The sequence below is a fragment of the Mucilaginibacter sp. P4_G9 genome, assembly GCF_056400985.1.
On sequence record NZ_JBFUKF010000019.1, the window covers coordinates 15,471 to 29,526 of the forward strand.

At 41.5% G+C, this 14,056-nt stretch carries 13 protein-coding genes; 9 read left to right on the forward strand and 4 right to left on the reverse strand.

Going from position 1 to position 14,056, the window contains the following annotated elements; genetic code table 11:
* The first annotated feature begins 129 nt into the window (after positions 1-129).
* Entirely contained in the window at positions 130-1,398 is a 1,269-nt protein-coding gene (locus AC1DPZ_RS03770) for a GAF domain-containing sensor histidine kinase (RefSeq protein ID WP_477401357.1), read from the forward strand.
* Between the two features lie 97 nt (positions 1,399-1,495).
* Here the strand turns inward: AC1DPZ_RS03770 and AC1DPZ_RS03775 are convergent, their stop codons facing one another.
* From AC1DPZ_RS03775 to AC1DPZ_RS03790, 4 genes are all read right to left on the reverse strand, one after another.
* On the reverse strand, positions 1,496-1,885 hold the full coding sequence (locus AC1DPZ_RS03775; RefSeq protein ID WP_477401358.1) for an RNA recognition motif domain-containing protein: 390 nt from the start codon (positions 1,883-1,885) through the stop codon (positions 1,496-1,498).
* Between the two features lie 417 nt (positions 1,886-2,302).
* The gene (locus AC1DPZ_RS03780; protein WP_477401359.1) at positions 2,303-2,755 is read right to left on the reverse strand and encodes a 3-oxoacyl-ACP synthase; all 453 of its coding nucleotides are present in this window, start codon (positions 2,753-2,755) and stop codon (positions 2,303-2,305) included.
* 428 nt (positions 2,756-3,183) lie between these two features.
* Positions 3,184-3,981 (reverse strand): alpha/beta hydrolase, encoded by a 798-nt coding sequence (locus tag AC1DPZ_RS03785; RefSeq protein ID WP_477401360.1) that lies wholly within the window; start codon positions 3,979-3,981, stop codon positions 3,184-3,186.
* A 4-nt stretch (positions 3,982-3,985) separates the two neighbouring features.
* Positions 3,986-5,104: an alcohol dehydrogenase catalytic domain-containing protein gene (locus tag AC1DPZ_RS03790; RefSeq protein WP_477401362.1), complete on the reverse strand. Its 1,119-nt coding sequence runs from the start codon at positions 5,102-5,104 to the stop codon at positions 3,986-3,988.
* A 283-nt stretch (positions 5,105-5,387) separates the two neighbouring features.
* On the opposite strand from AC1DPZ_RS03790, the gene AC1DPZ_RS03795 reads away from it, so the two are divergent.
* The 8 genes from AC1DPZ_RS03795 to AC1DPZ_RS03830 all read left to right on the forward strand — a co-directional run.
* Positions 5,388-6,983 carry an alpha-amylase family glycosyl hydrolase gene (locus tag AC1DPZ_RS03795; protein ID WP_477401363.1) on the forward strand — a complete coding sequence of 532 codons (1,596 nt, stop codon included), beginning with the start codon at positions 5,388-5,390 and terminating at the stop codon, positions 6,981-6,983.
* 221 nt (positions 6,984-7,204) lie between these two features.
* Positions 7,205-8,050, forward strand: a complete 846-nt coding sequence (locus AC1DPZ_RS03800; RefSeq protein ID WP_477401364.1) for a dienelactone hydrolase family protein — start codon at positions 7,205-7,207, stop codon at positions 8,048-8,050.
* A 79-nt stretch (positions 8,051-8,129) separates the two neighbouring features.
* Positions 8,130-9,104 (forward strand): hypothetical protein, encoded by a 975-nt coding sequence (locus tag AC1DPZ_RS03805; RefSeq protein ID WP_477401365.1) that lies wholly within the window; start codon positions 8,130-8,132, stop codon positions 9,102-9,104.
* Positions 9,088-10,218 (forward strand): glycosyltransferase family 2 protein, encoded by a 1,131-nt coding sequence (locus AC1DPZ_RS03810; RefSeq protein WP_477401366.1) that lies wholly within the window; start codon positions 9,088-9,090, stop codon positions 10,216-10,218. The genes AC1DPZ_RS03805 and AC1DPZ_RS03810 overlap by 17 nt, the downstream gene beginning before the upstream one ends.
* 91 nt (positions 10,219-10,309) lie before the next feature.
* Positions 10,310-11,509: an ABC transporter permease gene (locus AC1DPZ_RS03815; protein WP_477401368.1), complete on the forward strand. Its 1,200-nt coding sequence runs from the start codon at positions 10,310-10,312 to the stop codon at positions 11,507-11,509.
* A 38-nt stretch (positions 11,510-11,547) separates the two neighbouring features.
* Positions 11,548-12,786: a PP2C family protein-serine/threonine phosphatase gene (locus AC1DPZ_RS03820; RefSeq protein ID WP_477401369.1), complete on the forward strand. Its 1,239-nt coding sequence runs from the start codon at positions 11,548-11,550 to the stop codon at positions 12,784-12,786.
* Positions 12,787-12,884: 98 nt separating this feature from the next.
* Positions 12,885-13,481 carry a ribonuclease HII gene (locus AC1DPZ_RS03825; RefSeq protein ID WP_477401371.1) on the forward strand — a complete coding sequence of 199 codons (597 nt, stop codon included), beginning with the start codon at positions 12,885-12,887 and terminating at the stop codon, positions 13,479-13,481.
* A 55-nt stretch (positions 13,482-13,536) separates the two neighbouring features.
* A partial coding sequence (locus tag AC1DPZ_RS03830) for a glycosyltransferase (protein ID WP_477401373.1) occupies positions 13,537-14,056 on the forward strand: 520 nt, incomplete at its 3' end.

The window sequence follows — 14,056 nt, forward strand, 5'->3', positions numbered from 1 at the left end:
GGAATTGTCAAGTTAAGCATTTTTGGTAAAAAGCATTAGTAGGTCATAAATGTTTTACAGATGGCATGTTCCTGGCTTACATAACCTTAAAACCCCCAATGCCGTATAAACACATAACCAATTAATTATATGCTAACTCCCCCAATCCCCGAAAACGAAATGGACAGGCTAATGAGCCTGTCGGAATTTGATTTGGATTACTCCGCGCAACAGGATAATTTTAAAGACCTCACCAAACTGGCAGCCAAGGTTGCCGGTACAGAAATGTCGCTGGTAAACCTGATAGACTCTTATACCCAATGGACAATATCAACCCACAACATGGAGCTTGAGCAAATGCCCCGCGAGGAATCGGTTTGCCAGTACCTGCTTATGGGAAATGAAAACATGGAGGTGGCAGACCTAAGTGCCGACGAACGCTTTAAAGACAGGCCTTACGTTACCGGTGGGCCACACCTGCGTTATTATTATGGTATCCCACTAAACGTAAACAACCATAATATCGGGGCACTTTGTGTAGTTGATCAGCACGCCGCAAAAACACTCAACCCGGAGAAGATAGAACTATTAAAAATAATTGCCGGCGAAATTGTGAACAGGTTTAACTATATGAAGGTTATTAACGACCTAAAAAGCAATTTATCAGAAGCCCGGCAAACACAAAAGAAAGTAGCCCACGACATCCGCGGACCATTAAGCGGAATTATAGGACTGGCCAAATTAATACAGGAACAGGGTGAAGATAACCAGATAGAGGAGATCATGGAGTTTATGAACCTGATTCATAAAAGCGGAAGATCAATACTGGAACTTGCCGATGAGATATTGAGTGCCGATAAAAAGGATAAAAGCCTGCCCGAATTAAAAGGCAATGAATTTAACCTGCTGGTATTTAAAGATAAGCTGGAAAAACTTTATGTGCCCCAGGCCATGAACAAACATATCAGTTTTACGGTAAACACTTCGTCTGAGTCGGAAACTATTCCTTTTTCGAAAAACAAATTACTGCAGATAACTGGCAACCTGATTTCTAACGCTATAAAGTTCACGCCTGACCATGGTACTGTAACCGTTGATTTGAACCTTGTAGAAGATGAAGACGCGAACGTACTGCAGATAAAAGTAAAAGATTYGGGAGTGGGTGTGAATGCCAATGTAATTGCAACTATACTACAGGGCAATGCCACATCAAGCAATGGCACAAGCGGCGAAAACGGCTATGGTTTTGGCCTGGCCCTAGTGAAGCACCTGGTAGAAAGCCTTAAAGGAACGTTTAATATTATATCAACGCAGGGCGATGGCGCCACTTTTGAGGTAAAGTTACCGCAGCCTTCCAAAACAGCAAAAATAGGGCAAGTAAACAGCATTTTGGATAAAATAACCACACAGCAGGTATAAAACCCACTAAATTATTTCCAAAAAAACGCGCAAGCCGATATATTATTTAAAGTAAAGCGCCAGGTAAAACTACCCGGCGTTTTACTTTAATTATAATTTACCAACGGCTACCGCCGCCGCCGCCTCTGTTATCTTTTGAGTAGCCACCGCCACCGCCGCCACGGTTACCGCCGCCGCCATAGCCGCCACCGCCGCCGCGATTGCCACCATAACCGCCACCACCGCCGCTTCTGCGATCACTTGGTTTTTTATCTTCAGCCTGGCTAACAGCAATTGACCTGCCTTTAACATCTGATCCATTTAAGGCAGTGATAGCTGTTTGTGCAGCTTCATCGTCAGCCATTTCAACAAATCCGAAACCTTTGCTTCTACCAGATTCCCTGTCAATAATAATTTTTACAGTGCTTACTTCACCGTACGCTTCAAAAAGTTCTTTTAAATCGGCTTCCTCTAATTGAAAAGGAAGGCTTCCTACAAATATGTTCATCAATCTTTAATTTTATAAAAGGCAAGGTTATTTAATTGCCCAGTTTTGTTAACATCAAATATAGTAATAGATATTTGATGATTACTGCATGATTTGATGAATGGATGGTTTTATTTTCAAAAAAAGTTAATTTTTATTGATTTTAGGTTAAAAACGCACTCATTTTGGCCATAAAATAAAGGATTTAAACGGGTTACCATTTAATTAAGGGTTTAATAATTAAATCTATTTACAAAACCTGCACCATTTATTCCATTAAAAACATCTAAATAAATAAGTTTTTATATTTCTGCAGTTAATAGCCCGACTACGGTTTTTAAAATAATATTCTATAAATTTTGCGGCAGGGCAGGTAGAAATAAGAGTGAGCGTGGCAACTTTACGGGATCTATTTTATACCCATTAAGCACATGATACTTAGCTTACCGATTCAATAGTATACAATTTACCATTCAATGTAAAGCTGTCACCCTTTTTTTTGCCATTAAGTTTAAGGCCTACAGGTGAGCCGGGAGAAACAGCAAAATAAGTTTTACCTGCAAAGGGTAAACTGCCGGCGCTGATGGCGAGGTAAAAATTTCCATTATTAGTAGCTATCACACTACCAGGCCCGGCAATAGTTGATGTGCCGGTGGTGCTGATACGGTTTAAGGCAACCATAAGTTTATTAGCTTCATTTAACTGGGCAAGATTGCGGTTGGTTTCCTGCTGCATCATAGCGCGCCCGGTTTCGTATTTATCGCCGGCGCTGCTTTTGGTATCATCGTTTGATGCTTTTTGAGCTTCCTGGATGGCCAGCTCGGCAGCATCCATGCTCCTGCGCACATGGGCTACACATAAATCATATAATTCCTTTTTCAGATCGCTCATTGAGGGTTAACCGGTGCAGGGTATTCTTGCAGGTTGCAAATAAAGCAATAATTGATGAGGATATCAGGTACAGAATCTCTTTATATATAGGCTTAAAAATAAAAGTCCCCTTGCACTCGCTGCTTGGGGACTTTAAACCTAAACCTTATCACTATTTGCAGGTTAGAACCTACAAAGTAGTTAAACGTTCAAAATAGCAACATTGGTATATGACCCGATGCCTAATTGACAAAAAAATGATAATTCCAAACACAAACACATCGCAATACATTATGTATCAGCATTTTATATTTTCATTAATTTTATTTCGCTTTTTATTTTGTTATCAAAATATCAATAATTGTTGTTAAAATATCAGCCATTTTTATCTCCTGGCAGGTGCAAAAAAGCTAATTACATCAGCTACAAGGGCTCGGGCAACCTACTGGTTATAGATGGCTTGCAAAAAACTTTAAGGTAGTTATAACATGCTTTGACCAGTACGACCATTCATGCCCGCCACTGTTTTCCTCATAAATATGCGGAATACCCTCCTGCTCCATTTTTTTATGCAGATCGCGGTTGTACCTTAGCAACAGGTCGTTTGTGCCGCAATCAAACCTCATAGGCGGCAATTGCTGCCTGTAATATTTAAAAGTTGCAAAAACATCTTCGTCAACCGCATTATCCTGCGCATAGTATTTTAAAGGCTCTTCAACAAAAAGCTTGATCTGGGGTAGGCTGGTAATTGACGACATACCGGATATTGCCCTAAACTGTTGCCCATATTTGGCACCGATACGCAAAGCGCCAAAACCACCCATAGACAGGCCCGAGATAAACAGGGGCGAATCTTCTTTTGCCCCATTAATATTTTCCCTTACAACGGCAGGCACATCCTCCGCTATCCATTTTTCGAAATTATATAAACTGTGCTGTAAAAAACCAGATCCATCGCCCCAAAGCCCATCAGATGGCATAGCCAGTATCATAGGTGGCAGTTCACCCGCATTTATTAATTCATTCAATTTTAAATGCACTCCCGCATTATAGGCCCAGCTCCAGGCGCTGCTGTAAACGCCATGTAATAGTATTACAATGGGTAAGGTAGCCGTTGGTTTTGTCCCGGGCGGAACGTATACGCAAATATCACCCCGGCCTTTAAGGTTGGGGGTTTTTACAGTGATAAACCGTAAACCATTATTTTCAAACTGCGGATTTGATAACTTTGTTGTTTTAAATGGCATATTTTTAGTCGAAAACAATAACTCCTTTGGCGTTTCTGCCGTTTAGCATGTCATCAAAAGCTTTATCAAGTTCATTTATTTTATAAGTGCGTGTAATCATTTCTTCCAGCATCAGATCCCCTTTTTCGTAATGTTGTACAATCTGCATAAAATCAATCTGTGGGCGGCATTTGCCGTATAGCGGATTGATGTAAATTTTATCCCATTCAAAAAGGCGCATATCAATAGTAATATCCTGCTCAATTCCGCTCACTTGTACAGCAGTACCCGCATTGCGGACCATCGCCAGCGGCGCGGCGCCTAACTCCGGGACAGCTGTGCATTCAAAAGCATAATCAGCGCCCCGGTTATTGGTCATGCTTTTTACCTGTTGGGCCGCCAGTAACAGCCCTGTATCAGCTTTGCCGGCCAAAAGGGCATGGGTTGCTCCAAATTCGACAGCCATTTTTAAACGGTTTGGGTTGATATCTATGGCGATGATCATGCCGGCCCCGGCTATTTTAGCGCCCTGGATCACGCTAAGCCCAACACCACCGGTACCAAGTACCACCACCGATGCCCCTGTTTTTACTTTAGCGGCATTTAATACCGAACCATAGCCTGTCATTACTCCGCAGCTTATGATGCTTGCCGCCGGGAACGACATGTTTACAGATACATTTTTTACTACCGCGGATGCTTTTACTAACGTGTATTCGGCAATGGTGCCAATATTGAATGAACGTAAAACGGGTTGCGCGTTTAAAGTTGTGCCCAATGGATCTGCGTGGCCGGGCGTATAACCATTCCCTCCGGCTGCTACCGGCGAAGCTATCTCGCACAGGTGCTGGTTGCCTTCTAAACATTGAAAGCAATGCCCGCAGTGCATGGCCCAGTTTAATATCACTTTATCCCCGGGTTCCAAATCCCTAACCCCGCTACCTGTTTTTATAACAATACCTGCACCCTCATGCCCTATTATAAGCTGCCTGCCCCAGTTCAGCGAGTCGTGATCGGTATGGCAAAGCCCGGCGGCCATTATTTTTACCAGCACCTCATCGGGCTGCGGATCATGAACTTCAATATCCTCAATAGTAAAACTTCCGTGGCCATTGGTAATGGCTGCTTTGCAGGTAATAGCCATGTATCGGTTTATTGTTTTAGAGGCGCTTTTGCGGCCTAATTAACTTATTAATTTACAATAAATCAAGCCTGCAAATTGTACAAACAATTAAAGTATTATTAACGTACAAAAATAGGACTACAACTTAAGCCAAAACACAGCAAAACTGGCCAATATATGGCGTATATAATCCGTATGTTGGTAATAAATGCTATTTTTAGGGATAAGATAAGCCATTTAATATCCTATTTACTCATTGTATTTTAGTGATCATTTCAGTTGTTTTAGGTGCAATTATATATCTATGAAAATAAAAAAAACCGTTGTGCTTGCCTGCCTGCTTTGCGTTGCATTAGCTGCAAGCGCTGCACTGCCCCATCCTAAACAAAAGGGGAATAAAAATGGCAACGACGACGAGATCATATATCATGTTTTTCAACGGAGTTTTTTTGATAGTAACGGTGATAGCCATGGCGACCTGAACGGCATTCGCCAGAAACTGGATTACCTGCAGGAACTGGGTGTAACTTCCATTTTGTGTACTCCACTTTATGAATCAATTTATTACCACAATTATTTTGCTATTGATTTCCAAAAGATCGATCCTAAATATGGCACGCTGCAGGATTACCTGGCGCTGATTAAAGAACTGCATAAAAGGGGGATGAAATTTTACATGGATATGGAAACCCAATATGTTACCGAGGATTCCAAATGGTGGAGGGATGCATTCGGCAACCCAAAATCCGAGTATACCGATTATATTATCTGGGACGACAAGGAGAATAAAAAGCCATCAACCATAGTATATAATTTAACCGAATTAAAAGGCTATGATGGTGTAACCCATAAAATTACAACAGCCAATTTAAACAGCGAAAAATCAAAGGAGTACAATTTTAAACTATTTAGCTACTGGCTGGACCCTAATAAGGACGGCAAGTTTGACGATGGCGTGGATGGTTTCCGGCTTGACCATATGATGGATAACCTGGATAATAAAGGCACACTCCCCCATTTGTTTGATACTTTCTGGAACCCGTTATTGAGCAAGCTAAGAGCCATTAACCCTAAAATAAAAGTTGTCGCCGAGCAGGCCAACTGGTTCGACTTAGGTTTGGAATATTTGGAAAAGGGCGGCGTTGACCGCGTATTTGGCTTAAGACTGGCGTTTGCCATCCGGTCGTTCAGGAAAGATCTGTTGTTAGCCAATGCCGATTCAACCCTGGCTATGAACCCGGCCGGTAAGCAACAGGTAGTGTTTATTGAAAACCATGATGTACCCCGCTTTAGTACCGCCGTTAAAGGCGATATGGGTAAACTAAAAGCAGGCTGCGCACTTAACTTGCTGATGGGCGGCATACCAGCTATTTACTACGGCCAGGAATTGGGCATGACCGGCACCTCCGCCAACTTTGGGGGAACCGATGCCAATGAAATTCCCGACAGACAAGCCTTTGAATGGTACGCATCAGCTAAAGGTAAAGGAATGGCCTACTGGTACAAACAAACGGGCCCATATAAGGACCAATTTAATGATGACAAACCCAACGACGGAATATCCCTTGAGGAAGAAAGAAAAAACCCCAATTCGCTTTTTAATTATTATAAAAAGATGATCAGCCTGCGCAAATCCAATGCGCCTATAGTTAAAGGGACTTACAAAACCCTCCCCAATAATAACGACCAGGTGTTTTCGTTTATCAGGCAGGATGGGGACAAAGCAGTTATAGTGGTTGTTAATCTATCGGATAAAAATCAGGCTGCAAGTGTTGAGGCGAGTGGATTACCTTGGAAAAAGACGGGTAGTTTTATCGGGACGAGCACTGCTAACCTAATTGATAGTAAAATTGCTGTTGACTTAGGCGCGTATGAGGTTGCTGCCTGGACGGTTGAATAATTAACGCTGCTTACAACGCTGCCCGTTATTCACTTTTAGCCCGGGCAGAAAATGATGTTGGAAAAATTATATTAAACCGTAATTTTGAGGGATCAAAYTGAATGTTATGTAAAAACATTGAGGTAAACCTACTAATACCGTTTAAGTTTCAGGCAACGCAAATCAATCGATAAACGTATTGCTATGTAGCCCCTAACGGCTTACCAGAAAAATATCCAACTATGAAAAAGCTAACTCTTATTGTTTTATTAACCGGCTTTTGCACCTATGCATTTGCACAGCGTAAAGTAGTTTGCTGCAGTAACGCATCGGTAACACAACGGTTTGCTTCGCTGGCGTCTGATTCAAAATTCAGGATGGCGCATTTAAAACCATTACCTGTCCGTTTCCAAAGCAGCATAGGCACAAATATTACCTATAAGACGCCCGATGGCAAGGAATCGACGGCGTATATGTTAAAAGCTAAGGCACCAAGCAATAACTACATACTGGTGATTCACGAATGGTGGGGATTGAATGATTATGTAAAACGCGAATCTGAAAAGATCTATAACGATCTTGGGAATGTGAACATTATTGACCTTGACCTTTATGATGGCAAAGTTGCGACAACCCAGCAGGATGCGGGCAAATACGTGCAGGCTGTAAACGAAAACAGGGCCAAAGCCATTATCAACGGTGCATTAACCTATACTGGTAAAAGTGCCCATATTGCCACCATTGGCTGGTGTTTTGGTGGTGGCTGGAGCCTGCAAACCAGTTTACTGGCCGGTAAAAAACTGGCCGGTTGCGTAATGTATTACGGTATGCCCGAGCAGAATGTAGCGCGCTTAAAAACCTTAAATGCTGATGTGCTGGGCAATTTTGCAAATAAAGATCAATGGATAAACCCCAAAGTAGTTACTAAATTTAGCGCAGATATGAAGGCGGCCGGCAAAAAGCTATACCTGCACCAATATGATGCCGACCACGGCTTTGCCAACCCCAGCAACCCTGCTTATAACAGCGATGCCACCCGGGATGCGTATACCAATACCATTGCGTTTTTAAAAGCCCGATTAAAATAAACAAAAGTATTTATGTTGTGTTGTATGGGGCGAGGTAATCCTCACCCCATTTTTCGTAACATTGTAAAAATTTATCTTTTTGACTAGTTCTACAAAAAAAATAGTTTCCTATTTACTTAAGGCCAGTATAGTAATTGCAGCTGCATTGTTTATTTACAGGCAGTTCTCTAAAAAAAGTGATGACTTAAAAGCATTTGAACTTTTAGCATCGCATTTAAGCATAACCCGGGTAATAATAACCATGGGTATTATTGTTATGCTAATGTTTGTTAACTGGTTTTTGGAGGCTTTAAAATGGCGCTATGTTACCAAAACACTTATTGATATAACGCTGTGGGAAGCAATAGAAGCAGTTTTTTGCGGCCTTACCTGGGCAGTAACAACACCAAACAGGATTGGCGAATATGGTGGCCGGGTAATGTTTTTACCAAACCGAAAACGAATCCCGGGCATTTTTGCTATGAGTGTAGGCTCATTTAGCCAGGGTACCGTTACCAATGTTTTAGGCGCAGTATCCATTATATGGTTTATATTTACTTATATACATGCAAATTCTTTGCTGCCTGTAAGTATCATGGCTTTGGGTGCAATTTTAGCAACCATTCAGTTAATCATTTATTTCCATATAAAGTGGGTGGTTGATCTGTTTGATCATATCCCACTGGTTAAAAAATATCATCGCTTTTTTGCAATCATGGGTCAATATAAAACCCATCAGCTCATTAAAATTATAAGTTTCAGTGTTGCCCGGTATGCTACCTTCTCGTTGCAGTATTATTTGGTATTCCAGATGCTGATACCGCAGATCCCTGTTTTCTCTATGTTTATGATGTTGATGCTGTTTTTTTTAATATCATCAATTGTGCCCTCTCTTGATCTTTTTGACATTGGAGTGCGTGGTTTTACAGCATCGCACCTGTTTGTTTATATAACCGATCAAAAATTCGCCATAATAGCCGGTGTATCTTCTATATGGCTTATAAATTTATTTATTCCTGCTATTTTAGGCTCTTTATTTGTATTTAAACTCAAATTCTTTGATCGCAACGCTTAGTATAATTTCGTTATTCTTAACAGGACTGTACCTGTTACTTGTTATTTATTTAATTAAAGGTTGGTTTAATATTAAGGTAGTTCCGTTTACAATTGCCAATTTTAACACAAAGGTTACCATACTCATTGCGGCACGTAACGAAGCTGAAAGGATCCATTTAACCATTGAGGATATTTTAGCACAGGAATATCCAAAACACCTGTTAGAAGTTATTATTGTTGATGATCACTCAACTGATGATACCGCAGCCATCATCAGCAGCTATGCAGCCCATGGAATAACCCTGCTTAAACTGAACGAGGACAAGCCCCTTAACTCCTATAAAAAGAAGGCAATAACCGAAGCCATAAGGCTATCATCGGGCGATTTAATGGTAGCTACCGATGCCGATTGCCGCATGGGGAGCAAATGGCTATCATCCATAGTGGCTTATTATGAAAGCCAGAACCTGGTAATGGTTTCATCACCGGTAACTTTTTTTGAAGAAAAATCGGTATTTGAACTGATGCAAACCCTTGAGTTTTCTTTTCTTATTGGCATTGGGGCCGCATTTATTGGCAATAACAAGGCATCAACCTGTAATGGCGCTAATTTGGCCTACCGTAAGGACATATTTAATGAGGTTGGGGGCTTCATGGGGATTGACGACGTAGCATCGGGCGATGATGAGTTACTGCTACAAAAGATAGCGGCGCGCTACCCTGGCCGAATTGGCTTTTTGAAACAAACAGATGCTATTGTATATACGCATGCAAAGCCCACCTTAAAGGAGTTTTTGCAGCAGCGAAAGCGATGGGCATCAAAATTCACAAAGTATAAGGATAAAAAAATAGTAGCCATTGGTTTATGCTTCTGGCTTTTTAATGTATCAATATTACTAAACGCCTGCCTGGGTTTTTATGACATTTATTACTTTAAACTTTTCCTGGTGCAGTTTTTATTAAAATACCTGTTTGAGGCTGTTTATCTGCTGCCGGTTACCACTTTTTTTAAACGCGGATACCTGGTTAGCCTGCTTATTATAACGATACCCGCACATGTAATTTACCTTATTATGATGGGCTTAATAGGCAGCAACAAAAAATACCAGTGGAAAGGCAGGGAGGTAAAATAACGCCTGTTTTTAATATCAATGTAATTTGTATAAAGCTAATTGCTTATTGCACCTATTTAAACGATATTTAGCCAAAAAGAACTATTAACTATTGGCCCAGCTTACTCCCTCAAAACAAACATGGATTGCCTTTAAGCGTAATAAAATTGCTATGGGCGGGCTCGCTTTTATAGTGGTTACGCTTCTTGTAGCCTTATTGGGATACCTGGTGCTGCCCGATAAAACCCCGCATGCAAATAATATGACCATTCAGCTGAGCATTAAAAAGCCGGGAGCAAAGTTTATGATGCTGCGAATCCGCAAAAGCGAACAGGTTGATACGGCGGGCTTCTTTGGCAGGATGCTTTTTGGACAGTCGTCATTTTATAGGGAGCTGCCCATTACCGGATACTATTTTAAGCAGGATTCTATTTACGTAAACGAATATATTGGCGACGAGGATAAGCCAGATAAAAAGGCGTATAATATTTTTGAAGTAGTGAATGGAATTAAACCCCGCTATCGTTACGGCATGGTGTTATTAAACCCTGCCATCTCCCTAAAAAAAACCGCCGAGATATATAAGCACTTTGGTGATAAAATAAAAAACGAACAAATAACCACCAGGACCTATTGGCTTGGCACCGATATTTACGGCCGCGATATGCTGAGCAGGTTGCTGCTTGGCACCCGTATTTCGCTGGCAGTTGGCTTAATGTCGGTTATTATCAGTATGCTGTTGGGGGTAACCATTGGAGCCATAGCAGGCTATTTTGGCGGCTGGATAGATGCCGCGCTTAGCTGGTTGATGAATATATTATGGTCGTTACCGGCCTTGCTGCTGGTTATTGCCATATCGTTTGCCCTTGGTAAAGGGTTATGGCAAATATTTATAGCGGTTGGCATGTCAATGTGGGTTGAGGTAGCCCGCCTGGTACGCGGACAGGTAATGAGCCTTAAACAGGTTGAATATATTGAAGCCGCCCGTGCATTGGGCTTTAGCAATACCCGTATTATCACCAAACATATTTTACCTAATATAACCGGCCCTATGCTGGTATTGGCCTCATCAAACTTTGCATCGGCTATATTACTCGAAGCCGGGTTAAGTTTCCTGGGCTTTGGCGCACAGCCACCTATGCCCACCTGGGGTGGTATGATTAAAGAGCATTATGGATATATAGTGATGAACTCGGCTTACCTGGCTATTATTCCGGGCCTTGCTATTATGCTTTTAGTATATGCCTTTAACCTGGTTACCGTTGGGCTACGCGATGCCTTCGATATAAAATCACAAAGTACACGCATTTGAAAATATTTTTTCTATTTTAGTCAGCGTACTAACAACAGATGCAATATATAGACGATAGTTCTGGCGAAGACGAATTAATCAGACTGTTGCTGAAGCGACAATCAGAGTTAAACTCATTATTGGAGATAACCAGGGCCATTAATAAAAACACTGCCACCCCCATACTTATTCAAATGCTTGAGGTTATCCTGCAAAATTACCTGCAGGTGGGCAAATTGCGTTTCCTTATTGAAAAAGAGGGTAAGTTTGTTTGCATCTCAAAATATGGCGGCGATTTGGAATCGTCAATGGCTTTGAGCAAGGCATGCAATAAATTAAGCCGGGTAAAATCACCAATCGCGATAGCAGATCACATAGATCTTCTCTTACGCAAGTACAATTATTTTATCCCTATATACCATAAAAGCCGGGCATTGGCTTATGCCCTTATCGGCGATTTTGATACATCCGGCGAGATGTTGGGCAACGATCTTAACTTCATTCAAACCCTGATGAATGTGATAGTTGTGGCCCTGGAGAATAAAAAGCTATTTCGCGAACGCTTACAGTCCGAACGTTTTCAGCGCGAAATGGAGCTGGCGGTTGAGGTGCAAAACATGTTGATTCCACTAAAATTTCATAAGGATGATAGTGTGGAAATTGGTGCAAAGTATTTACCACATCAAAACATCGGCGGCGATTATTTTGATTTTATCCGCCTGAACGAAAATGAATTTTTGTGGTGCATTGCCGATGTATCTGGCAAAGGAATCTCGGCAGCGTTGCTGATGGCCAACTTCCAGGCGAGCTTACATGCCTGGGCCGCGGTGGAGGGCGATCTGACCAATATTATCGATCGCCTTAATAAAATAGTACTCAATAATACCAAAGGCGAGCGCTTTATAACGCTTTTCCTGGCCCGTTATAACCAAAAGAAACGCAAGCTTAATTATATTAATGCTGGTCATAATCCAACCATCCTGTACTCCGATGGAGAGGCCATACCATTAAAACTGGGCACTACCATGATAGGTGTTTTTGAAGAGCTCCCTTTTTTAAATGAGGGTGAAATTGATATGGAGCCCGGCAGTCTTATTGTAAATTACACCGATGGCCTGATGGATTTTGAATCTACCAGCCATAAGGTTTGGAACGAGGAAAAACTGCTTGATTTTGTAAAAACCCACGGCAACCTATCGCCCGATAATTTCAATGGCGCCCTTTTAGATCATCTGAACCTGGTACACAAAAGCAAACCGATAGATGACATCACCCTGCTTACCTTAAGGATCTTTTAAATACGGATAACTTTAGCCAAAAGCTTTAATGCCGGATCAAAATTAAATTCCCAATCCTTTCTTGATACTTACTACCCGATACGGTTATATTTGCACAGATGTTAGCAGCCAGGTACCAATATGAATTGATTGAAGCAGGATGCGACGAAGCTGGTCGTGGTTGCCTTGCCGGGCCGGTATTTGCCGCAGCCGTTATACTCCCCCATGATTTCGACCACCATTTATTGAACGACTCGAAGCAGGTACCAGAAGAAATAAGGTATCAGTTACGTGCAGAGATTGAGAAAAAAGCTATAGCTTTTGCTATTGCATCGGCCGATAATTTTGAGATAGACGAGATCAATATCCTCAATGCATCTTTCCTGGCCATGCACCGCGCCATCAAAAAATTGCATATCGCCCCACAGTTTCTGATTATTGATGGCAACCGGTTTAAAAAATATCCAAACACCCCGCATGAGTGTATCATTAAGGGCGATGGCAAGTATTTCAGCATTGCTGCGGCATCTATATTAGCTAAAACCTACCGTGATGACTATATGCTGCAAATTGCTGCCGAGCACCCGGAGTATGATTGGCACAGTAACAAAGGCTATCCAACCATAAAACACCGCGAAACGGTAATGAAAATTGGCTTTACGCCATATCATCGTAAAACTTTCAGGGTAAGCGATCCGCAGCTAAGTATTTTTTAAAGATACTTTGATAACCACTTTCTGGATGGTATTTTTGTGACAAACCATCAATCATTTGAAAATTCTTATTTTAACACATCGTGTCCCATTTCCGCAAAATGGCGGGTATGCCATAGTGGTGTGCAATACCATTAAAGGATTGATTGCGTTAGGGCACAGTGTATCGCTGGTATCATTAAATGCGCACAACTACAATGGCAACTCCCACCCAAAAGATGAGCTGCAGGATAAAATAAATTATACCTCATACAAAATCAACATCAACATATCTATGGTTGATGCGGTAGTGAACCTGTTTAATAAAAAATCAAATAATGTTGATCGCTTTTATGATGCCGAATTTGAAAAGCTGCTGATCCGCGAATTGAAGAACACTGCGTATGATGTTATTCAGTTCGAAGGTTTATTTGTTACCCCTTACCTGGCATCTATACGTAGGTTTTCTAAAGCTAAGCTTATTTATCGCTCGCATAATATTGAGCACCAGGTTTGGCAAAGGCTGGCCCAGCAAAAAAGCGATCTGTTTAAAAAATGGTACCTGCGCATGCTGGCCAAACGCATTAAAGATTATGAGC